This window comes from Actinomadura rubrisoli (assembly GCF_004349215.1).
In the GTDB taxonomy this organism is placed as follows: domain Bacteria; phylum Actinomycetota; class Actinomycetes; order Streptosporangiales; family Streptosporangiaceae; genus Spirillospora; species Spirillospora rubrisoli.
This window is the reverse complement of the sequence record NZ_SMKU01000158.1, coordinates 1-21,746: the sequence shown is the minus strand read 5'-3', so window position 1 is coordinate 21,746 and position 21,746 is coordinate 1. Positions and strand designations below refer to the sequence as shown.

Sequence of the window (21,746 nt, the reverse complement as noted above, 5' to 3'; positions counted from 1 at the left end):
CCAGAGGCTCCTGGCAGGGCGGTTGTTTTGGTCGACTTCGCATCTACCAGGAGCCTCGTCGCGTCACCGGCCGACTCAGTCCACCGCAACCACCTTGTGACCAGCACGATCAAGATGGAAAAGGCTCACTGGTCCCGGACCGCGAACGCGGCGGCCGACGCGTCCGGCGACCTGGAGCTCGGGCTACTCGCCCGCAGCGAGGAGGCGGGCCTTGGCCTGTACGGGCAGCGCGACCCGGCGACAATCGTCCAACTCACGACGAAAGCGCAGCACCTCGGCGGGAATCCCGCGTCCATCGGGCTCGCGCGAATCAACCTTGCACAAGTCAAAGCGCTATCCATGCTCGGCAGACACGAGGAAGCCAAGCGGCATTTGCAGCCGTTGCTCACCTCGCCCCCGTCCAACAAGCAGGAGGGGGTGATTCCCGCGATATGGAGGGTTGACCAAGTGTGGTTCGCGGAAAGCTGGGCGCGCTCCTACGCCGGTGAGGAGCCAGGGGCCGATCACGCGCGGGACCAGGTGCTCTCCCGGACCGGCGACTACCAATACGTCGCGAACGTCCGGCTGCACGAGGCGCTGTGCGCCACCGTCAACGGAGCCACCGACCGGGGAATCGGCCGAGCCATCGAGATCTTCGACGGGTTGCCCGCCGCCCACCGAAGCCAGATGATCACCGAGACCGGCAAGGAGATACTGCGCGCCGTCCCACGCGATCACCAGAACCGCCCCGCCGTCCGCGACCTACGCGCGATCATGCATAGCTCCGCCCCGGCCACCTCAACGCGCGCGAGGGCACAACGATGATGGACTGGGACGCCCCGTCCTGCCCGTCCTGCTCAGGCCGGGGCAGGATCGCCTATGTCGGCCGGACGTCGTGGATTGAAACCAGCTGTTCCGACTGCCACGGCACGGGCAACCGGGAGGACCCCCGCCCCGGTCCCCGCTACAACGCGGGGGGCTTCCGCATCCGTGAGGAAGGGGAGGACTACGACGAGGCGGTCCACGGGCCGCGCCCGCCGCTGTCTGAGCATCCGGCCGTGCGAAAGTCCGGGCTATGCCCGATGTGCCTGGGCAGCGGCGTGGTGATCTCCGAGAAGCTCATCGAGGCCCACTGCCCCGCCTGTACCCGGCTGTAACCGACCAGACCAGCCCCAGCCCGCGGGGGCGCTGCACACCGTTGTCATGGGGGTCATCGGGAGCCTTCTGGCGCGGCGAGGTGATCCCTAAGGTCTGCGTGCCGGAACTGGTAGACGCCGCCGACCTGGCGGAGCACGCCGAGCTCGTGCGCCTCGCCGAGGAACCGGCCGAGCCGGGCGGGACAGCGGCCCCGGAGCGTGAGGTACCAGCGGCTGACCACATAGAGCGGCCAGGCACGGTACGGGCCGAACGCCAGACCACGGGGCCGCCCGACCAGGGCGAAGACGAAACCGAGGGCCGCCGCTGCGGAGAGCACGTACGGGAACGACGCGATCCTGCTCTCGGATCCGTCGACGACCAAGCCGAACCAGAGCGCGACCAGCGTCGCCACAGCGCACGTCGTGATCCCCACAAACAGGACCAGCAGGGTGGCAGTGCGGTCGGCACTGATGGCCGACCGCGGGCTGGCAGATCCGCCGGCGTCGAAGGCCCTCTGTGCCCAGTCGACGACACCGATGGCCACGCCGCTGAGGACGATGAAGGTCAGGCCGATCCCCACGGCCTCCTGCGGGCCGAAGAGCACCATTGCAAGGATGGTGAAGCAGGCGCCGATCGGTGTGGCGACCAGCATCCGGCCGGCGATCCTGCCCGCTAGCAACCGGACCCGCCCCATCATCGTGAGGTCGACCCGCATCGGTTCGATATCGCGCGTCCCGCCGCCAAGCTCCGCCTCTAGGCCCAGGATGAACATTTCCGCGATCACTGCCGCGTTCACCCAGGCCATCGGTGTGGTGACACCTGCCAGCATGAACGTGGTGAGGACGGTCGCCGCCGCCACCGCACCCAGCGCGAGGGGCGCACAGTGTCTAGGCAGGGCGCGGTGCAACTGCCACCAGGCGAGGTCGTGTGTGCCCAGCCGAATGAGGTGGCGGGCGAGGAATCCGAACCACGAACGGGCCTGGTCCTCTGGCCACAGGCTCCGGCCGCCCGGCTCGTACAGGGCGGTCACCAGGCCGTCCAGCAACCTAGCGTGGACGACCTCGGGACCCGCTTGCACGGCGTCCAACAGCTCGCGGGGGTCTCTAGCGGTCTCCAGGTAGGTCTTCCGCAGCAGCCAGAGCATGAGCGGACGATCGAGTGCCCCGGCCATTGCGGCCGCCCGCTCATCACCGAGGACGGCGTCCCACGCTTGGCGTGCGCGCGGCGGGATCGCCGCGGCAAGGTAGGCGATAACGTCGTCGGCCGCGACGGCATCGATCTCCACGACCGCCGCGGCGGTCAGCGGCTCGGCCTCGGCGATGATCCGCTCGTATTCGCGGGTCCGGCAGGTGATGATCAGCGAGTCCGCGGGGCCCAGGCAGGAGTTGAGCTGCCGGAAGGCCGCGGCACGTTCGGACGCGGGCAGCTCGTCGAGGCCGTCCAGTACCGGCGTGATCAGGCCCGCGCGGAACAGTGCCCGTGCCATGGCGGGGTCCACGGAAGGGTGATCCTCGGCGATCCTGCGAACGAGCCACGTACGGTAGGGCTCACGCCGTGGTTGCCACCCCGAGAGCGAAAGGAAGATCGGGACCGGGAGGCCGTTCCTCCTGAGGAGCTCAAGCATCATCAGAATCGCAACGCAAGTCTTCCCCGCACCAGCAGCGCCGATGATCACCAGGCGCCGCCCAGCCCCTGCGGTGAACGGGACGACCAGCTGATCCAGCTCCTCCGACGTGCCCCGCGCGGGGAGGAACGAGCCCGCGTGCGCAGTCCAACCCACCCGCAGCGGCGTCGCGCCGAACAGGTGGCGGTTCGCGGCCTCTCCCGTCCACTGGGAATCGACGGCCTCGGCCAGGATTTGCGCGGATTCCCGCACCTCGTCGCGGGTCGGCTCTGGCGCGGGTGCGGAACCGCGCAGCGCCCAGCCGAAGAGCCCTGTAATGATGACCCCCGAGCCCGCGATCCCCGCCAGCCAGCTGGCGAACTCGGTGCCCCGCAGCCATAGTCCCACGACCAGGGCCCCGACGATTCCGGCGCTGAGAACGCCCGCAGCCGCCATCCGCCAGCTCACAGGAGAAAGTCTGACAGATCCACCAACGGCGTGCTGGTGGACTCTAGGTGCCGTGGTGCAGCGACCAAAGACGCAGGCGATGACATACCAGGGTGGGCCCCACCCCGATCGTTGCCTCAGGGGACGGCGTTCTCAATCACCGTGACGCCGGAGCGGCAGACCATCTGGCTCGACGATGACGAATGGGGATTACCGTAACTGCAGCGGTTGCAATATGGGAGCATGGGGCACATGGCGCGGTCGAAGAACACGCAGTTCGCGGTCGCCGTGCACGTCCTGACGTACCTCGCGGGCCGGGCGGACGGCAGCCCGGCGAGTTCGGACGAGCTTTCCGGGAGTGCCAACGTCAACCCCGTCTACGTGCGCCGGTTACTCGGCCCGCTGCGGGAGGCCGGGCTGGTGCGGTCGCGTCCCGGCGCGCACGGAGGCTGGGAGCTGGCGACCGGCGCCCGGGACATCACGCTCGCCCAGGTCTGGCTGCTCCTCCAGGGAGAGGATCGGGTCCTCGGGCTGCACGGGCCCGACCCGTCGTGTTCGGTCGGTCGCAGCGTGCAGCAGTCACTGACGGCCCTCGACAGAGCGGTCGCCGACGCGGTCACGACGGAACTCGGGCGGTTCACCGTGCACGACGTCCTGAATCAGGACGTGGAACGACGCCGCCCGGAAGCATGTCCAAATAGTGAAACCTAGTTCTCATCCCTCGGACCCATCGGCTAGCTTCTCATCGAGTGAGCGAGGGGAGTTGACCATGGTGGAGGCGCGAGCACTGGCGACGCCGTATCAGGTCAGGTTCTGCGCGGGGCAGAACACGGGATCGGCCGACACCGTCAAGGACGGGGTGGGCGGCTCATCTGGTCTACGGCCGCACGAACTGCTGGAGGCGGCGCTGGCCTCATGCATGACCATCTCGGCCCGGACGGCGCTGGCGGAACTGGGACTCACCGGCACCGACGTGAACATCACGGTGACGCTGGCCCGCCAGGAGGACCTCACACGTTTTCGCTACCGCCTCGTCCTGGACCCGCCCGTAAGTGAACCCCAGTACCGGGCAGTGGCCGAGCGGGTTAGGCAGTCCCCAGTGCGCCGGACGTTGAGCAAACCACTGGAGTTCGAGCCATCAGATCGATGAAGCGAAACGCCGCCGCCCGGATGTCCCTGGTCCTCAAAGGATCGCAGCGAGTTCCCGTGCCCCTGGCACCCGCCGGTGCCGCTCGACCAGACCAACGGCAACGCGCCGGATGGAGAGACGATCACGCACTTCACTGGGCGCCTGCTGATAGGCGTCCAGGAGGCGGGCGATCGCCGGTTCGGGTCGGCCGCGCTGGACGTAGGCGCGGGCCATGTCGGTGTGGAGCCGGGCCCGCCGCTCTGCGGTGGCGAACTGTTCCGGGCGCAGGTCCCGTCCCGCGGTCAGCGCCGCGCCGGCGTCACCGAGGCCCCAGCGGACGCCGACCTCGTACAACGCCACCTGCGGCAATGTGATCTTGAATCGGTGCGCCGTGGTCGGGCGGGCGGGCATCTGCGTCGGCAACCCGCGCGCAGCGCGGCGGGCTTCGGCCATCATCTCCAGCGCACTGTCCCGGTCGTCGGCCAGCGACGCGTTGTAGGCGGTCGTGCATAGGGTCTGGGCGTAGGCGGCGATCTGGGTCGGAGTCGTGAGCCCGGTGCGGTCCAGCCTCGCGACAGCCTGCATGGTGAGGCGCTGCGCCACTGCCTCGTGCCCTTCGTGGCGGAGCACGATGCCCAACGACCGCGCGGCGGCCGCCTGCGCGACCGGATCTTCCGATCGGGCCGCGTACGTCATCGCCCGGTCGGCGGTAATCCGTGATTGGGGTGCGGCGCCGACCTTGTGAAGCGCCTCGGCCGCCAGGTCGTACACGGCCGCGACCAGGACCCATGTCGCCGGCTCGTCGGCCTCCTCAGCGGCGGTGCGATGCACGTCCGCGAGCAGCGCGGGCAGACCGTCCACCATCTCGCGTAGATTCCCGGAGTCAAACAGCCGCCACGCCCGCCAGAGCCGCGCGGCGACCTGCGCGCGGGTCGCGGGCACGGCCGCCGCCGGTGTCAGCGCAAGCGCGTCATCCAGCCGGGCGAGGGCCGCTGCAGGAACAGCGGCCAGTCCGGCGGCGAGCAGATTGCGACGGCGCATCGGATCCTCCTGGACCACAGGGGCCACTCTGGTGACCACCGTAGACCCAGCCGGCCCAGCGACACCCAGTAACACGGCGAGCACGTTGGCCGGCATCTCCAAGACGGTCGCGATCTTCTTGGCCTTCAGCACGTCGAGCCCGGCAGTGCGGCCCTTCTCCAGCCGGGAGATCGTCGCCGCCGAGTAACTCGTGGCTCTGCCGAGGTCGGCTTGGCGCCACCCGCGATGCTGGCGCGCCAGCCGGATCACTTCGCCCAGGTCTCCGGCGTCGACCAGTGCCGTCACCACAGCCGACCGCCAGAACGGATCCGCCTGCATCGCCGCCCCTGGGGAGCACAGAGAGTCCAGACCCTTCCACGCTACGAGATCAACCGGAGGTTTCCTACCACCGTGTGCAGATCCTGCAAACGCGTGCCGGTCCTGCACACGGTCCACCGCCCCTGGTCTCGACGATGTGAAGTGGCAGGTAGGCAACCAGCCTCACCGTCCCAACAGAGAAAGGAACGACCCGCCATGTCCGTCACGCTGCCATCCGCCCAGCCCGCCGCAGCCCCCGGGGTGTTCGCGGGGCTGTTCGCCGAGCCCGAGACCCTCGTCGCCGTGCACGCCCAGGACTACACCAAGAAGGACGGCGACTCCGACCAGCCCAGCAAGTACGACGAGATCTGACCACCCGACGGGGACGGGCTCCACGGGGCCCGTCCCCCCGCAGCCGACCAGGAGGGGACGTCCGTGTTCCGCCTCAGTCTCGACCACCCTGTAGACCCGGCCGACCTGCACTGGCACCCGGCAGCGGCGGGCTGGCGCCACGACCACGGCTGGATCGAGCCGTTCACCCACCTGGCCCTGGAACACCGGCTTGTCCTCGGACCGTGCGGCCAAGGCTTCGTCATCAACCGCGAACGACAGCGCAGCACCACGCCGGCCGACCCGTTGCTCCGCGTGCCCGACCAGGCCGCGTATGCCCGCCTGCGCTCGCAAGCGACCGCCTGGCCCTTGGGCTTCGTCCTGATCGACTTGCACCCCACTGCCGTCACGATCACCGCCAGTTCGTGGGGCATGGCGCCGGTTCACCTGACCACCAGCGCCGGTGGGCTCCACGGCTGCGCATCGACTACCCCGAGCCCGGCCGACACGCGCTGCCACGCCGCCTGCGCGACGACGCCGACCCCATCGCCGCGTTCGACGACCTGCTCGCCCAGGTGATCGACCAGTGGGAGTTCACCCCGGACACCGCCGTCGCCGACCTGTCCGGCGGCATGGACTCGGCCAACGTCGCGCTCTCCCTCGCCCAGCTCCACCCTGGCCGGGTCGCCACCGGCGCGATGCTCCTCACCGGTCCCTACGGGCAGCAGCAGGCCCGGCGTCGCGCGGAGCTACGACGCGCCGGGTTCGCCGAGGACTACCGGCTTGCGATGGTCGACCACCTGCCGTTCGCGCCCGAGGGACCCCGCGTTCGCGGAGAGCAGTTCCACCCTCAAGAAGGCCCGTACGCCGAAGCCCGCAACCTGCTCCTGGACCGCTATGCCGCCGCTGGCGCCACCGTCGTGTTCACCGGCCTGGGCGGCGACGAGGCCATGAAGCTCCGCACGGGCGAGACCGCCCACCGCCCCACCAAGCCGAGACGAGAGCCGCCGCTACGAACCGGTCACAACCACGAACCCCTCTACCTCGGCGGCCGCGGCCGCCGCCTCCTGGCTGCCCGCTACGACGACGCCGCACCGATCGGCCCCACCCTGTGGTCCATCCTGGACGCCTACGCCGCCCTGTACCCGCACTACATGCGGCGCGGACTGTGGCCGATCAACCCGCTGGCCGCCCCACAGATCGTCCGGCTCGCCGAAAGCCTGCCTGCCCTCTGGCGAGAGGGAAAACGCCTGCTCCGCGGCCGTCTGACCCGCCGCGGCTTCTCCCATGAGGTCGCCCACCCGCCGTTGCCGGAGAACTTCCAGCACATCCTCGACCTGGCGATGCGCCGCCACGGCGTAAGGCTGCTGGAATCGCTGCTCGATGGCGGGTCTCGGCTGGTCGCTGACGGCTACCTGGACGAAGCCGAGCTGCGCCGCGCCTGCCACTGCTTCGCCACCACCGGCCAGCGCACGTACGAGGTGTACCGGCCGCTGATCCTGGAGGCGGGACTTAGATCTCTCCACCGACCGGTGCGGTCGGGGTCCGCACCGGCAGATCCGGCTGCCGCTCAGCCGGACGGGACATGATGTAGGCGGTCCGGCCCCGCCGCTCCACCTCCCGCAGCAGCTCCCACCCCTGCACCCGGCAGTAGTAGTCGGCCAGCGCGGAATGAAACGCGCCGCGCCGCACATGCTCGCGCCCGGTCCGGGCCGCGTAGTCCAACGCCCACCGTGCGATCACATGCCCCAACCGGTCGGCGGAGGGCAGAGTCCAGGTCGATACCAGGAACACCGACGGCTGTTCCCGCTCGGCGACCGTAAACGCCCAACCCGGGCACTCACTCAACACAGTGGTACACCCTGCCACCAACCCATCGCGTTCCAGCACCCATACCGGCCAGTCCGGTTCACCCACCTGCTCGGCCAGCGTTTCAGCGATCCCTTCCGGGGCGCTCAACCCACGCTCACGCAACCAGGCGACCCTCTCGGCGGCCATGACCTTCACTCCGGCCCGGTGCCGGGCCGCGTCCGCCGGAAGCATCAACAGCATCAGCCGCTCCAAGCCGTCGTGGGCACTATTCGCCTACCCTGCCGCATCACCGCAGGCGCCACGGAAGAAGCGCGGGAAGGCGTCGACGAACGCGTTGGCGGTTGTTGTCGCGGTCGGCGGTGCGGTTGCTAGGGCTTGCGGAGGATGCCGCCGTACTCGGTGAGGTCGCGTCCCATTTTCGAGGCGCCCGCGTACGGCCGCAGTTCGGCGGGGACGGGTGCGAGCGGGGGCTGCGCCGGGTCGGGGCGCCAGTTGACGATGTCGACCAGGCCCGGCTCGACGGCCTCCAGGGCGTCCGGGAGGAGCGCGTCGGTCTCGGCGCGGTCGCGGGTCCGCCAGCGCAGGCCGGCGCCGTTCGAGCGGGCGTCGATGTCGGCGGCGCGCTCGCGGTCGGAGCAGACGATCTGCGTGAACGCCAGGTGGCTGCCGGGGACGGCGCGGTCGATGGCGGTGCGCAGGACGCGGCGCGGGTCGTCGGCGTCGAGCAGGTGATGGCCGACGGACAGGAACAGCACGGCGAGCGGCTCGCTGAAGTCGATGAGGCGCTCCACGTCCGGGTGGGCGAGGATGGCCTCCTGATCGCACATGTCAGCGGTGATCACGGCGGTGGAGTGGTCGTCGGCCAGCAGCGCGCGGGCGTGCACGAGCACGATCGGGTCGAGGTCGACGTAGACGACGCGGGCGTCGGGCGCGAACCTCTGCGCGACCTGGTGCACGTTGTCATTGGTCGGCAGCCCGCAGCCCATGTCGAGGAACTGCTGGATACCGGCCTCCTGCGCCAGGTATCGGACGGCCCGGTACAGGAACAGCCGGTTCTGCCGGGCGATGTCGATGAATTCGGGGAACTCCGGCAGGTTCTGCAGCATGAACTGCCGGTCGGCCTCGTAGTTGTCCTTGCCGCCAAGAGCCCACCCGTAGATGCGGGCGGCCGTGGGCACGTCGTGATGGATCTCGGTGGGGATGTCCTCGGCTGCGGCCACGGGGCACTCCTGAGCGTCCATAAGGCGGATTATCCAGCATTCCAGGCTAGCGGCCCATAGCGCGTTCCATGAGGGAACGGGCAAGAAGCGATCATGGTGTTATCGACCTGACCGACGTGCAGCGGGCGGAGCTGGAACCGCCGCCGCACCTGGGCACGCGTCCTGGCCGCAGCGCGGACCAGGGCCGTGGACTCCACCAGCGTGCCGCGGGCGCCCGAAAGCGCGGGCGGGGTCAGCAGTCGCGGAGTTCCGGGGACTGGTTGAGGATTTGCTCGCGGGCCGTCACGAACGTGCGGTACGCGGCGGAGTCGGCCGTCGGGAAGACGGCGACGCGGTGGCAGTTCTGGAAGGCCAGCCGGACGCCGAAGTAGCGCTCCAGGGCCCCGCGCATCGCGTCGCTCGCCAGGACGCGCAGGAGCTGGCCGCGCGCCCGCTCGTCCGGCGGCGGGGTCAGGTTGTCGGCGAAGTCGCCGCCGTCCACCTGAAGCCTCGCCACGAGGCCGCCGATCGTCTCCCAGGCGTACGGGAGGGACGTCCTGATGCACTCGACGAACTCCGCGTCGCCGATCTCGCCCTGCTGTGCCGTCTTGAGGAGTTCCGGGGTCACGTCGAGGGACATGCGGGTTCCTTTCGGAGGACGGATGCACCCACTCGCGACGCTAACCACGGGTTTCGGATATTTCCAGGCTTGACAGTGATCGCCACTTCGGCATTCGCCCGGCAGGCCCCCGCACTGCCCGGCCCGCCCGCCGCGCGCTAGCGGGTCTGGGGGGCGGTGGTGGGACGCCGGGACGCGCGCCGCGTGGTGGTGCGCTCGGCCAGCTCCGCCCAGAACGCGCGGGCCCGGCGCGCCGTCCGGGCGTCGCGGGCGGCCCGGCCCTCGGCGCGCAGGTCACGGGCCCGCTCCTGCATGATCGAGTGCATGATGTCGTGGTGGAACACGGCCCCTCCTCCGTCTTCGGGTCGCTGTATCCCGGCCCGATATCTCAAGGTTCGTCCTAAGGCGGGTGCCCCGGCATCGGGACGACGCCCTAGATCGGACGGTCCGGCCGTCTTAGGCGTACTCATGCAGCTCAGAGCCGATACCGGGAGTTTCCGGCTGGCGTTCGGGGCGCCGGAGTCCGAGCCGGTGCCGCCGCTACGCGGGCCCCGGGCCGTTCCCGGCTAACGCCACGAGCGGCCGGGACCGTCACTAAGGTGGGTCATCGTGCGCCTCGTTATCGCCCGCTGCAGCGTCGACTATGCCGGCAAGCTCACCGCCCACCTGCCCATGGCCCCCCGGCTGATCCTGATCAAGGCCGACGGGAGCGTGAGCGTCCATGCCGACGACCGCGCGTACAAGCCCCTCAACTGGATGAACCCGCCCTGCTCGCTGCGGGAGGAGCCGTTCGAGGAGAACGGCGCCGTCGCCCGCTGGACGGTCACGCACGGCAAGTCCGGCGAGCGGCTCATCCTCACCGTCGAGGAGATCCTGCACGACACCAGCCACGAGCTGGGCCTCGACCCCGGCTTGCAGAAGGACGGCGTGGAGGCGCACTTGCAGGAGCTGCTCGCCGAGCACATCACCACCCTCGGGGACGGCTGGTCACTGATCCGCCGCGAGTTCCCCACGGCGATCGGCCCGGTCGACATCCTGTGCCGGGACGCGGGCAGCGCCACGGTCGCGGTGGAGATCAAGCGGCGCGGCGAGATCGACGGCGTCGAGCAGCTCACCCGGTACCTGGAGCTGCTCAACCGCGACCCGCACCTGGCCCCGGTGCGCGGCATCTTCGCCGCGCAGGAGATCAAGCCGCAGGCGCGGGTGCTCGCCGTCGACCGCGGCATCCACTGCGTCACCCTCGACTACGACGCGCTGCGCGGCATCGAGCACGAGGGCACGCTGTTCTGACCTCGGGCGGGGGCATCGGGGGACCTTGAGGGACAAGGCCGGACGCGACGGGCATCATGGCGGGATGACCCTTCAAGCCAGCGGTACGTTCGACATCGACGCCTGGGACGCCGAGAAGCCCTACGACGAGCAGGGCGGCAACAAGCTGACCCGGGCCCACATCCGCAAGACCTTCCACGGGGACCTCGTCGGCACCAGCTCCACCGAGATGATCGCGGTGGAGTCCTCGGCGGGGCCCGTCGCCTATGTCGCGGTGGAGCACGTCCAGGGCATCCTGCACGGCCGCGAGGGGACGTTCGTCCTGCAGCACAGCGCCGGGAGCGAGGACGGGACCGCCGACACCCAGTGGCTGCGCTGGCTGATCGTCCCGACGTCCGGCACCGGGGAGCTGACCGGCATCCGCGGCGTCGGGCAGATCACCGTCACCGAGGACGGCGGCCACTCCTGGTCTCTGGAGTACACGCTGGACTGAGGCGTGCCCCGCCGCACCGCGGCCGCCGCGGTGCGGCGCTTCCAGCGCGGTGGATCACGGTAGGCCGGTAATCTTCGGTCATGCCCCCGGTCACCGCCGACGCCACGCGCGAGCGGATCATCGACGCCGCCGAGGCGTGCTTCGGCCGGTTCGGTGTGGCCAAGACCACGGTGGAGGACATCGCGGCCGCCGCCGGGCTGTCGCGGGCGACGGTCTACCGCAGCGTGACGGGCGGCCGCGAGGAGCTGATCCTCGCGGTCGTGGTCCGCGACCTGCGCCGGTTCCTCGATCGGCTGGCCGAGCGGCTGCGCCGGGAGCGGTCGGTGTCGGAGGCGATCGTCGAGGGGACGCTGGACGCGGTCACGTACGTCCGGGGCGAGCCGACCATCGCGCACTTCCTGGTCCCGGAGGCGGCCGGGCACATGCAGGCGGCGGTGGCGGGCGCGGCCGAGCACGTCCTGGCGCTGTGCTGCGAGTACGTCCGGCCGCACTTCGAGCTGGCGCAGCGGCAGCGGATGGTCAGGGCCGACATCGAGGTCGAGGGCACCGTGGAGTTCCTCTTCCGGATCATCACCTCGCTGATCGTGATGGACCGCGACCGGGACGCCGACGGGCTGCGCCGCTTCCTGCGCACCTACGTCGTCCCGGTCATCGCGGGAGGCTGAGCCGGGCGGCTGACGCGGGCCATACGGGCGAGGCGGTAGCGTCGGGGGTCTGTCGGGACGCGGTGAGAGGGGCCGGAAGATGACGATGGGGGCGGTGCCCGGGAAGCGGGGACGGTCGGCGGTCCAGCCGAGCCCGGTGTTCCTCGCGATCGTGGCGGCGACCGTCCTGTGCGGGCTGATCGTCTGGCGGTACGGGGCGAGCCCCGACAAGGCCGCGCGGGTGGCGCTGTCCGGGTTCGTGGTCGCCGCCTGGATCCTGTCGCTGTGCCTGCACGAGTTCGGGCACGCCTATCTGGCCTATCTGTCGGGCGACCGCAGCGTCGCCACCCGCGGCTACCTCACGCTGAACCCGATGAAGTACGCCGACGTCACGCTCAGCTTCCTGATCCCGGTGGTGTTCATCCTGCTCGGCGGGATCGGCCTGCCGGGCGGTGCCGTCTGGATCGACCGGCACGCGATCCACGGCCGGCTGCGGCACAGCCTGATCTCCGCGGCGGGCCCGCTGTCCAACGCGATCTTCGCCGTCATGCTGGCCGTGCTGTACAAGAACTTCGCGCACCAGGACCACGGGGTGTTCTGGCTCGGCCTGGCCTTCCTTGCGTTCCTCCAGGTGACGGCCGCGATCCTCAACCTGCTCCCGATCCCCGGGCTGGACGGCTTCGGGATCATCGAGCCGTATCTGCCGCGGCGGTGGGTCGAGCAGGCCAACGCCTACGGCGGCTACGTCTTCCTCGGGCTGATCGCGCTGCTGTGGATCGGGCCGATCAACCGCGAGTTCTTCGACCTGGTCTACAACGTGACCGACCTGCTCGGGCTGGGCGAGCTCCCGATCCGGCTCGGCCACTCCCTGTTCACGTGGTGGAACGACTGACGCGCTCCTCCCCCGCCGCGCTCCCGTCGTCCTCCTGGACGGCCGGGGCGGCCGGGGCGGCCGCGAGGTGGCGGGCGATGCGGCGCAGCTGCTCGGTGTAGTGCTCCCTGAACTCCGGTGATCCGGCGCTCACGCCGAAGACGCGGCGCACCGCGAGGGGCATGACGACGGGCGCGGCGACCATCCCCATCATCACCAGCATGACGGCGGCGGGGTCCAGGTCGTCGGCGAGTTCTCCGGCGGCCTTGCGCCGCTCCATGTCGGACAGGTCCTCCCGCATCTCAGGCGGGATCTCCGCGTCGTCCTCGGTGAGGCCCCGCCAGGCGTTCAGCCGCGTGCCGCGCGGGTCGTCCATGGCGTGGTGCAGGTAGCGGACGAGCAGCTCGTCCAGCGTGATGGCCGGGTCGTTGAACTCGTCCTCCTGCTCCTGCCAGCGGCGGCCCAGCGCGCGGTACAGGCCCTCCTTGCCGCCGAAGTAGTAGTTGATCAGCTGCTTGTTGACCCCGGCGCGGTCGGCGATGTCCTGGACGCGGGCGCCCGCGAACCCCTTGGCCGAGAACTCGTCCAGCGCCGCGTCCAGCAGCCGCTGCCGCGAGCGCTCGGCGTCGAGCTTGCGCTCCTCGGGGTCCGGCGCGCGCCTGGGCCGCCTCGTCGTCTCCGTCACGTCCCCATCCTAGCCGTCCACCTGAACTCGTCACCCATCCGGCTGTTTGACATCTTCATCCATCTGGTTGAACCTGGGGGCACTGCACCCCGGACACCGAAAGCCGAGACGAACATGATCCTTGTGACCGGAGCCACCGGTAACGTCGGCCGCCACCTCGTCGGCGAGCTGATCCGCGCGGGCGCCAAGGTCCGCGCCCTGACCCGCGACCCTGAGACCGCGCGGCTGCCGAGCGAGGCCGAGCTGGCCCGCACCGACGAGATGCCGCTGGACGGCGTCACGTCCCTCTTCCTCAACCCGACCGTGTTCTGGGGCGGCCTCGGCGACGTGCTCGACCGCGCCAAGGACGCCGGCGTCCGGCGCGTCGTCATGCTGTCGTCGTCCGCCGCGGTCGACACCGACCCGTCCAACGTCCTCGCCGCTCATCACCTGGAGATCGAGCGGGCGATCGAGGACACCGGGCTCGAATGGACGTTCCTGCGCCCCGGCGAGTTCGCTGCCAACACCCTGGGCTGGCGGGACGAGATCCGCACCGGCGCGCCCGTCCGCGAACCGTACCCGGCCGCGCAGACCTCGCCGATCCACGAACGCGACATCGCCGCGGTCGCCGCCCGCACCTTGACCACCGACGACCACGTCGGCACCAAGCCCGTCCTGAGCGGCCCCGAGTCGCTCACCCAGCCGGACATGGTGCGGATCATCGGCGAGGCCATCGGCCGTCCGGCGCGCTTCGAGGAGATCAGCCCGCAGGAGGCGCGCGCGCAGCTGCTCTCCCGCCCCTACATGCGCGAGGGCCTGGTGGACGCCCTGCTGAGGCTCCGCGCCGAAGCGGTGCACGGCCCGGCCGAGATCTCCCCCGAGGTCGAGCGCATCACCGGCCGTCCGGGCCGGACGTTCGCCGAGTGGGCCGCCGACCACGCCGACGCCTTCCGCTGAGCGCCCGGCCGCGCCCGGCCCCGCGGTCCGGATATGCGCATGGAAACGCGGCCCGGAAATGAGGAACGCCCCCGTCTTGCGACGGGGGCGTTGGCCGGATCGGACACGGGGCGGGCGTCACCGCTTGAGCGCCTTGGCGAGACGGGCGCGGCGGGCGTTGCGCGCCTCGGCGCGGAGCTCGGCCACTCGGTGGTTGACGAGGTCCCTGGAGAACTCGGGGCGGATCATGGTCTTCTCCTTGTTTCCGCCGGGCCCCTCTTGGCCCGACATGTACAAGGTTCGTCCTAAGGCCCCGGCCCCCACATCGGGACGAAGCCTTATCCAGGCGTCCTAGAACGCCTTAGACCGCCGCCCCAACCTGCCTAGCCCTGCCCCGACCTGCCTAGCCCTGCCTAGTCCCGCTCATGTCCTGGGTCAGCGCTTGTAGCGCCTGCCGTGGACCATGTTGATCAGGCCGAGGACGCGGGCCATCTCCTTCTCGGTGCGGTCGAACGAGGTGAGGTTCATCGACGCGAACCGCTGGCGGGTGATGGCCTTCGGGCGGGCGAACTCGCGCAGGCCGTCCGCGCCGTGGATGCGGCCGAAGCCCGACTCGCCGACACCGCCGAACGGGAGGGCCGCGACCTGGGCGAACGCCGCGAACGCGTTGATGGAGGTCATGCCTGAGCGCATCCGCCGCGCCGCGTCCATCGCGCGGGACCGGCTGCCGGAGAAGATCGTCCCGGCGAGGCCGTAGGTGCCCTCGTTGGCCTTCTCCACCGCCTCGTCGAGGTCCCTGACGCGGTGGACGGTGATGGTCGGCCCGAACGTCTCCTCGCGGACGGCGGACGAGTCGTCCGGGACATCGGTGAGCACCACCGGCTCCACGTAGGGCCTGCGGACGGACTCGGGGCCGCCGACGACCGCCTTGCCGCCCTTGCCGATCGCGTCCTTGATGTGCCGCTCGATGACGTCGAGCTGGGACGGCATCGTGATCGGGCCGTAGGCGGCCTCGCGGTCGAAGCCGGGCCGCAGGTCGCGGGCCTTCTCGGTGAGCTTGCCGAGGAACGCGTCGTACGCCTCGTCCACGACGTAGATGCGCTCGACGCCGATGCAGGTCTGGCCCGCGTTCGACATCGCGCCCCACAGCGCGGCGTCGGCGGCCGCGTCGAGGTCGGCGTCGGAGTCGACGATGCAGGCGTCCTTGCCGCCGCACTCGGCGACGAGCGGGGTGAGGTTCTCCGCGCAGGCGGCCATGACGCGCTTCGCGGTGCGGGCCGACCCGGTGAAGGCGATCTTGTCGACGAGCGGCGACGCGGCGAGCGCGGCGCCGGTCGGGCCGAGGCCCGTGACCGCCTGCAGGACGGGGTGCTCCGGGACGACCCCGGCGACCAGCTCGGCCAGCAGGACGCCGACGCCCGGGGTGAACTCCGACGGCTTGAACACCACGGCGTTCCCGGCGGCGAGCGCGTAGGCGATCGAACCCATCGGGGTGAAGATCGGGTAGTTCCAGGGCCCGATGACGCCGACGACGCCGAGCGGCTGGTACTCCAGCACGCACCGCTGGTTGATCGCCATCAGGCCGGGGTAGACGTTGCGCCGCCCCAGGACCTTCCCGGCGTTGCGGGCCGCCCAGTCCAGATGCGAGATCGCCATGATGGTCTCAAGCTGGGCGTCCTGCACCGGTTTGCCGGTCTCCTGGTGGATGAGCTCGGCCATCCGGTTCAGGTTCCGGGTGAGCGCGCCCTTGATGTTCAGCAGCCGGAGGCGGCGCTCCTTCCAGCCCAGGGCGCGCCACCATCCGGCGGCCTCGCGGGCCCGGGCGAGCGCGTCCGCCACGGCGGCGTCGTCGTGGACGGGGTGCTCGGCGACGACCTCCCCGGTGGCCGGGTTCAGGGACGCGAACGTCTCGGCGTTCTCCGTGGCCACGGACATGAGGAACCTCCCGGGAGGAGCCTGGTAAGTGGTTGCTTTCACGCGTGTACTCGCTAGTAAAGCATGCCTCACGCGTCGGGGATCCAGCTCCCGTGGAAGCCGGACGGTACCCGCCTCGGCAGGTGCACCGTCGCGGTGAGGGAGAGGTCCGCCGCGTCCAGGACGCGTAGGTCCGAGCCCGAGTCACTGGAGACGATCGACAGCAGCCATCCCTCATCCTCTGCGCGCGCGCCTTCGGCCGAGACGAACACCGCCTCGCCCGCCTCTGTGTCTTTGCCAAGGTCATACGCGGACGAGGAACCGGTGTTCAGGTCGTATTTCACGATCGCGTCACTGGCGACCGTGTAGAGGTAGCGGTGCTCGTGGCCCGTCCGGGCGTCGTCGTGCGTGGGGAACTCCACACCCCGGTCGTCGAGCTGCTTCCCGTCCACCTTCCCTGTCGCCGGATCCAGCACCCAGCGGTACAGGTGGGCGGCCGACACCGACCCCGACGCGACCGCCGCCCTGCTCGCCGCGCTCGCCGCATCCTGGGCGGGTTGGGGTGTCACGCCGCCGACGAGCTTCCACAGCGCGGCGAAGTCCCCGGGACGGTAGCGCGCCCCGTCCAGGACGACCCGCCCGGCCGCGTCCTCGTGCGCGTTGCCGACGTGGAACATGTAGCACGGGTCGATCTCGAACCACCGCACGTCGCCGCCTCCGCCGCGCGGCATGACGCCGAGCCGGGCGCCGTACGCGTCGTCCCAGCGGAACGGCATGGCGCCCTCCCCGCTCACCGCCAGGTCGACGTCGAACACCAGGGGCAGGTCGAGCCAGACGACGTGGTGCTCGGTGATCGCGAAGTCGTGCATCATCGTGGGCCCGGGAACCTCGATCTCACGGCTCTCGACCAGCCGCCCGTCCGCCGAGAGGCGATGGTAGGTCAGGTACGGCGGGAAGAACCCGTAGCCGAAGAACAGCAGCTCGCCGGTGACCGGGTCCTGCTTGGCGTGCGCGCTCATGGCGGTGGTGAGCCGCCCGCCGAAGTCGCACGGCCCGACCGTGTCGAGCTCGGGGGTCACCTCGTAGGGGAATCCGACCTCCACCAGCGCGAAGATCTTGTCGGCGTGCGGGATGACGTGGGTGTTCGCGGCGACGACCGTCCGGTCGATCGTGAGGTCGTCCCGCACGAACGGGGCGTCGCCCGCGAGCTGGGCCGTCCGGACCCAGCGGTTGCGGTACCACTCGGCGCAGCCGTCGCGGAGCCGCACGCCGTGGATCATGCCGGGGCCGCTGAACCAGTGCCCGCTCGGCTGCCCGGGAAGCGGGTTCGGGCCGTTGCGGAAGTACCGTCCGGTGAGCTCGCGCGGGAGCGTGCCGGTGACCGCGAGGCCGAGGGCCTCGATCTCGTCGGGGACGGGAGCCATGCGCCCGCTCATCCAGGCGGCGATGGACTCGGTCAACTCGGACCCCTCTCCGAAGGAAAGAACGTCGGCCGGCCGCCGAGACCAAGATCCACTGCGGCGACACCCGGTGAACGGGCGCCCGGCGGCCAGGGTTCCCCGGCTTGGTTCCCCGGGTCCTAAGCCGGAGCCGGAGAACTAAGGCGATCTAAGGCGCGGGTATAGGGCTTCGTCCCGATGTGGGGGGCGGGGCCTTAGCGCGAACCTTGTACATGTCGGGCCAAGAGGGCCCGGCGGAGACAAGGAGAAGGCATCATGATCCGTCCGGAGTTTTCCAAGGTCCTGGTGGACGACCGCGTAGCGAAGTTGCGCGCCGAGGCCAAGAGCGCCCGCCGGGCGCGGCTGGCCAAGGCGCTCAAGCGGTGACGCCCCCGCACAGGACCCATCGGCCAACGCCCCCGTCACGATGACGGGGGCGTTCCTCGTTTCCGAGGTCCCGGCCGCGGCCGGTCAGCGCCACGCCGCGTTCGCGGTCGAGATCGGGGCGCGGCCCCGGATCAGGTCGGCGGCGCGCTCGGCGATGGCGATGGTCGGCGCGTTGGTGTTCCCGCGCGGGACGGACGGCATGACCGACGCGTCCACGACCCGCAGCCCCTCGACGCCGCGAACGCGCAGCTCGGTGTCGCAGACGGAGTCCTCCGAGCCGCCCATGGCGCAGGTGCTCGTGGGATGGAACAGCGTCGCGCACTCCCGCCGGACGAACTCCGCGAGGGCCTCGTCGTCCTCGGCCTGCTCGCCGGGCGCCCACTCGCCGCCGACCAGCGACGCGAGCGGCCCCGAGGCGGCGATCCGCCGGGCCTGGCGCACGCCGGCGACCAGGATCTCCAGGTCCGCCTTGTCGGCGAGATAGGCGGGATCGATCAGCGGCTTGGCGTACGGGCTCGCCGAGCGCAGCGTGAGCGCGCCCCGGCTCGCGACCGCGACGGCGGCCACCAGGACGGACAGGAGCCGCTGCGACGGCTCGACAAGGCCCTGGTCGATGAACGGCGTGGCGAGCACGTGGTACTGGAGGTCTGGTGCGGGCAGCCCCTCGACCGTCCGGACGAATCCGCCCGCCTCGGCCACGTTGGACGCGTACGGGCCACGTCCCAGAGCGGCGTACATGGCGAAGGCGCGCGCGTTGGCCAGCTCCCACAGCCCCTTCGTGCGGGGTGTGGCGAACATGACGTTCACGAACGGATGGTCCTGAAGCCTCTGGCCCACCGGCGAGTCGACGACGACATCGATCCCGTGCTCACGCAGATGGTCGGCGGGGCCGACACCCGACAGCATGAGCAGCTGCGGGCTGTTGACCGCTCCCCCGGACAGGACGACCTCCGCCTCGGCCCGGACCTCCACGGTCGCGCCACGGACCTCGTACCGGACGCCCACCGCGCGGCCGTCCTCGATCAGGACGCGGGTGGCGAGGGCATCGGTGACGACGGTCAGATTGGGACGGCCCGTCGCCGGGCGCAGATAGCCCACGGCGGTCGACCAGCGCTTCCCCCGCTTATGGGTGACCTGGTAGAAGCCCACACCGTCCTGGTCGGCGCCATTGAAGTCGCCATTGGCCGCCAGACCGTACGCCCTCGCCGACTGCACCCACGCCCGCGTGAGCGGATGCTTGTACCGGAGGTCCTCTACGCGGAGCGGGCCGCCTACCCCGTGGTAGGGGGTCTCGCCGCGCTGCTGGTCCTCCGCACGGAGGAAGTAGGGCAGCAGGTCCTCAAAGCCCCAGCCTTCGCAGCCGTGGGAGTCGCGCCAGGTGTCGTAGTCGTACCGGTGCCCGCGAATGTAGATCATCGCGTTGGTGGACGAGCTGCCGCCCAGGGTGCGGCCCCGCGGCCAGTAGACGCTGCGTCCGGCGGCGTGCTCCTGCGGCGCGGTCGTGTAGTCCCAGTCGAACGGGCCCTTGATCAGCGACGCGACGGCCGCCGGGATGTGGATCTCGGGGGCGTCGTCGGGCGGCCCCGCCTCCAGGAGGAGGACCCTGGTCCCCGGGTCCTCGGTGAGCCGGGCGGCGAGCACGCAGCCCGCGCTGCCCGCTCCCACGATGATGTAGTCGTACACGGCGCCTCCGGGGGTGCGTGGGGCACAAACACTACCGAACCGCTTTCTAGAGGCGTCCGGGTTAGGGTGATCGGCATGGCGAAGAACAGGGAGAACCCCGTCGTCCTATCGCGGATCTACACCCGGACCGGCGACGACGGCAGCACCGCGCTGGGCGACGCGTCCCGTACCTCGAAGACCGACCCGCGCCTGTCCGCCTACGCCGACGTCGAGGAGGCCAACGCCGCGATCGGGGCGGCCCTGGCGCTCGGCTCCCTACCCGACGACGTGGTCGCGCTGCTGACCCGCGTCCAGAACGAGATGTTCGACGTGGGCGCCGACCTGTGCGCCCCCGTGGTGCCCGAGCCGGAGTACCCGCCGCTGCGCGTCGACGCGTCCTACATCGACCGGCTGGAGGCGGCCTGCGACGAGCACAACGCCGCCCTGAAGCCGCTGCGCAGCTTCATCCTCCCCGGTGGGACGCCCGGCGCCGCGCTGCTGCACGTCGCCCGCACCGTCGCCCGGCGGGCCGAACGCTCGGCGTGGGCGGCCATCGAGGCGCACGGCGCCGCCGCCGACGGCGACCCGGACGCCCCCGAGCGCGGCGTGAACCCGCTGACCGCCCGCTACCTCAACCGCCTGTCGGACCTGCTGTTCATCCTCGGCCGGGTCGCGAACGCCGAGCGCGGCGACCTGCTCTGGAAGCCCGGCGGCGAGCGCTGACCGGGCCCGGTGGTGGGGCTAGCCCCACCACCGGGATACGGGCCCGCCTCCTGGTGGTGGCCCCCGCTCCACGGGAGGCTTGTCCCGTACGGGGCGTAAGGCGACAACGGGAGAGCGACGTGAGGACCCTGACAGGCATGGCGGTACTGGCCGTCCTGGCCATGGCACTGACCGGGTGCGGCCTGAGCGTCGGCCGGCACACGGAGAACCGCTCCTACGACGGGCCCGCAGGTGTCACCGCGCTCAAGGTGAAGACCGACGGGGGCAAGGTCGAGATCGTGGCGTCCGACTCACCCGGCGTCAAGGTGCGCGAGAAGCGGCGCTGGACCAACGGCCACAACAAGCCCGACTCCCGGCATACCACCGAGGGCTCCACGCTCTCCCTGTCGTCCAAGTGCGCCCACAACGCGATCGGGTTCAACGGCTGCCAGATCTCCTACCACGTCCAGGTCCCGCGCTCCATGGCCGTCGAGGTCGACACCGGCGACGGCCCGATCACCGTCTCCGGCCTCGGCGGCGCGGCCCGGCTGAAGACGGGCTCCGGCTCGATCAACGCGTCCGACCTGAGCACCGCGTCCCTGTCCCTGCGCTCGGGCGACGGGAAGCTGCGCGTCTCGGGCCGCGCCGCGAGCGCCGACCTGCGCACCAGCAGCGGATCGATCACCGCGACCGGCCTCACCTCCGACCGACTCACCGCCCGCTCCGGCGACGGCGACATCCGGCTCAGCGGGCGCGCCGCCGCGGCGGATCTGCGCACCAGCACCGGCACGATCCACTCCGACGGCCTGAGCACCGACCGGCTCACCGCCCACTCGGGCGACGGCGGCATCCACCTGGCCCTGACCGTGCCGCCCAGCAACGTGCAGGCCACCACCAACACGGGCTCCGTCCGGCTCAAGCTGCCCCACGACCAGGAGGGCTACGCCCTCACCCTCGCCACCGACACCGGCCACGAACGGGTCGACCCCGCCGTGCACCGCGAATCCCAGTCCGCCCGCCACATCAAGCTCTCCACCGGCGACGGCAACATCACCGTGACCCCCGCCTGAGCCACCGGCTCACACGCACCTCACCACGCGCATGCGCTGGACACCTCGCCCCCCGCATGCACCGCGCGGCGCTCCCACCACCCGCAGACACCGCGCCCCCAC

Annotated in this window: 23 protein-coding genes; 13 read left to right on the top strand and 10 right to left on the bottom strand. The window is 70.9% G+C overall.

Annotated elements, in window-relative coordinates:
• Both E1298_RS26410 and E1298_RS26405 read left to right on the top strand, forming a co-directional pair.
• Positions 1–804, top strand: an 804-nt coding sequence (locus E1298_RS26410) for a hypothetical protein (RefSeq protein ID WP_207944847.1), incomplete at its 5' end; no start/stop codon positions are given.
• Complete coding sequence (locus E1298_RS26405; protein WP_131897837.1) at positions 801–1,136, top strand: hypothetical protein; 336 nt, start codon at positions 801–803, stop codon at positions 1,134–1,136. The genes E1298_RS26410 and E1298_RS26405, both read left to right, overlap by 4 nt.
• Positions 1,137–1,189: 53 nt before the next feature.
• On the opposite strand, the gene E1298_RS26400 is transcribed toward E1298_RS26405, so the two are convergent.
• Positions 1,190–3,187, bottom strand: a complete 1,998-nt coding sequence (locus E1298_RS26400; RefSeq protein WP_131897835.1) for an NACHT domain-containing protein — start codon at positions 3,185–3,187, stop codon at positions 1,190–1,192.
• 231 nt (positions 3,188–3,418) lie between these two features.
• On the opposite strand from E1298_RS26400, the gene E1298_RS26395 reads away from it, so the two are divergent.
• Complete coding sequence (locus tag E1298_RS26395) at positions 3,419–3,877, top strand: Rrf2 family transcriptional regulator (RefSeq protein ID WP_131897833.1); 459 nt, start codon at positions 3,419–3,421, stop codon at positions 3,875–3,877.
• 58 nt (positions 3,878–3,935) lie between these two features.
• On the top strand, positions 3,936–4,316 hold the full coding sequence (locus E1298_RS26390; RefSeq protein WP_131897831.1) for an OsmC family protein: 381 nt from the start codon (positions 3,936–3,938) through the stop codon (positions 4,314–4,316).
• A 33-nt stretch (positions 4,317–4,349) separates the two neighbouring features.
• Here the strand turns inward: E1298_RS26390 and E1298_RS26385 are convergent, their stop codons facing one another.
• On the bottom strand, positions 4,350–5,654 hold the full coding sequence (locus E1298_RS26385; protein ID WP_131897829.1) for a helix-turn-helix domain-containing protein: 1,305 nt from the start codon (positions 5,652–5,654) through the stop codon (positions 4,350–4,352).
• 195 nt (positions 5,655–5,849) lie between these two features.
• On the opposite strand from E1298_RS26385, the gene E1298_RS48395 reads away from it, so the two are divergent.
• Together E1298_RS48395 and E1298_RS26380 are read left to right on the top strand one after the other, a co-directional pair.
• Complete coding sequence (locus E1298_RS48395) at positions 5,850–6,005, top strand: hypothetical protein (RefSeq protein WP_165975668.1); 156 nt, start codon at positions 5,850–5,852, stop codon at positions 6,003–6,005.
• Between the two features lie 383 nt (positions 6,006–6,388).
• On the top strand, positions 6,389–7,552 hold the full coding sequence (locus E1298_RS26380; RefSeq protein ID WP_131897827.1) for an asparagine synthase-related protein: 1,164 nt from the start codon (positions 6,389–6,391) through the stop codon (positions 7,550–7,552).
• On the opposite strand, the gene E1298_RS26375 is transcribed toward E1298_RS26380, so the two are convergent.
• From E1298_RS26375 to E1298_RS26360, 4 genes are all read right to left on the bottom strand, one after another.
• Positions 7,476–8,015: a hypothetical protein gene (locus E1298_RS26375; RefSeq protein ID WP_243725822.1), complete on the bottom strand. Its 540-nt coding sequence runs from the start codon at positions 8,013–8,015 to the stop codon at positions 7,476–7,478. The genes E1298_RS26380 and E1298_RS26375 overlap by 77 nt on opposite strands.
• Before the next feature lie 128 nt (positions 8,016–8,143).
• The gene (locus E1298_RS26370; protein ID WP_131897825.1) at positions 8,144–9,016 is read right to left on the bottom strand and encodes an SAM-dependent methyltransferase; all 873 of its coding nucleotides are present in this window, start codon (positions 9,014–9,016) and stop codon (positions 8,144–8,146) included.
• Positions 9,017–9,227: 211 nt separating this feature from the next.
• Positions 9,228–9,614 (bottom strand): SCO5389 family protein, encoded by a 387-nt coding sequence (locus E1298_RS26365; protein ID WP_131897823.1) that lies wholly within the window; start codon positions 9,612–9,614, stop codon positions 9,228–9,230.
• A gap of 137 nt (positions 9,615–9,751) precedes the next feature.
• Positions 9,752–9,937, bottom strand: a complete 186-nt coding sequence (locus E1298_RS26360) for a hypothetical protein (protein ID WP_131897821.1) — start codon at positions 9,935–9,937, stop codon at positions 9,752–9,754.
• Between the two features lie 265 nt (positions 9,938–10,202).
• On the opposite strand from E1298_RS26360, the gene nucS reads away from it, so the two are divergent.
• From nucS to E1298_RS26340, 4 genes are all read left to right on the top strand, one after another.
• Positions 10,203–10,883, top strand: a complete 681-nt coding sequence (gene nucS, locus E1298_RS26355) for an endonuclease NucS (protein WP_131897819.1) — start codon at positions 10,203–10,205, stop codon at positions 10,881–10,883.
• A gap of 64 nt (positions 10,884–10,947) precedes the next feature.
• Complete coding sequence (locus E1298_RS26350) at positions 10,948–11,355, top strand: DUF3224 domain-containing protein (protein WP_131897817.1); 408 nt, start codon at positions 10,948–10,950, stop codon at positions 11,353–11,355.
• A gap of 80 nt (positions 11,356–11,435) precedes the next feature.
• Entirely contained in the window at positions 11,436–12,020 is a 585-nt protein-coding gene (locus tag E1298_RS26345; protein ID WP_131897815.1) for a TetR/AcrR family transcriptional regulator, read from the top strand.
• A gap of 79 nt (positions 12,021–12,099) precedes the next feature.
• A complete protein-coding gene (locus E1298_RS26340) occupies positions 12,100–12,891 on the top strand; it encodes a site-2 protease family protein (protein ID WP_243725821.1) in 792 nt (263 codons plus the stop codon).
• On the opposite strand, the gene E1298_RS26335 is transcribed toward E1298_RS26340, so the two are convergent.
• Positions 12,872–13,555, bottom strand: coding sequence for a TetR family transcriptional regulator (locus E1298_RS26335; protein WP_131897813.1), 684 nt, complete (start codon positions 13,553–13,555; stop codon positions 12,872–12,874). The genes E1298_RS26340 and E1298_RS26335 overlap by 20 nt on opposite strands.
• A gap of 114 nt (positions 13,556–13,669) precedes the next feature.
• Between E1298_RS26335 and E1298_RS26330 the strand changes: the two genes are divergently transcribed.
• Positions 13,670–14,491, top strand: a complete 822-nt coding sequence (locus E1298_RS26330) for an NmrA family NAD(P)-binding protein (protein ID WP_131897811.1) — start codon at positions 13,670–13,672, stop codon at positions 14,489–14,491.
• Between the two features lie 414 nt (positions 14,492–14,905).
• Here the strand turns inward: E1298_RS26330 and E1298_RS26325 are convergent, their stop codons facing one another.
• The 3 genes from E1298_RS26325 to E1298_RS26315 all read right to left on the bottom strand — a co-directional run bounded on the left by E1298_RS26325 (position 14,906) and on the right by E1298_RS26315 (position 19,893).
• On the bottom strand, positions 14,906–16,405 hold the full coding sequence (locus E1298_RS26325; protein ID WP_131897809.1) for an aldehyde dehydrogenase family protein: 1,500 nt from the start codon (positions 16,403–16,405) through the stop codon (positions 14,906–14,908).
• A gap of 68 nt (positions 16,406–16,473) precedes the next feature.
• The gene (locus E1298_RS26320; protein ID WP_243725820.1) at positions 16,474–17,844 is read right to left on the bottom strand and encodes a carotenoid oxygenase family protein; all 1,371 of its coding nucleotides are present in this window, start codon (positions 17,842–17,844) and stop codon (positions 16,474–16,476) included.
• A gap of 450 nt (positions 17,845–18,294) precedes the next feature.
• Positions 18,295–19,893, bottom strand: coding sequence for a GMC family oxidoreductase (locus E1298_RS26315; protein WP_131897807.1), 1,599 nt, complete (start codon positions 19,891–19,893; stop codon positions 18,295–18,297).
• 75 nt (positions 19,894–19,968) lie between these two features.
• Between E1298_RS26315 and E1298_RS26310 the strand changes: the two genes are divergently transcribed.
• The gene (locus E1298_RS26310; protein WP_131897805.1) at positions 19,969–20,595 is read left to right on the top strand and encodes a cob(I)yrinic acid a,c-diamide adenosyltransferase; all 627 of its coding nucleotides are present in this window, start codon (positions 19,969–19,971) and stop codon (positions 20,593–20,595) included.
• A gap of 119 nt (positions 20,596–20,714) precedes the next feature.
• Positions 20,715–21,644, top strand: a complete 930-nt coding sequence (locus E1298_RS26305; protein WP_131897803.1) for a DUF4097 family beta strand repeat-containing protein — start codon at positions 20,715–20,717, stop codon at positions 21,642–21,644.
• Positions 21,645–21,746: the final 102 nt, after the last annotated feature.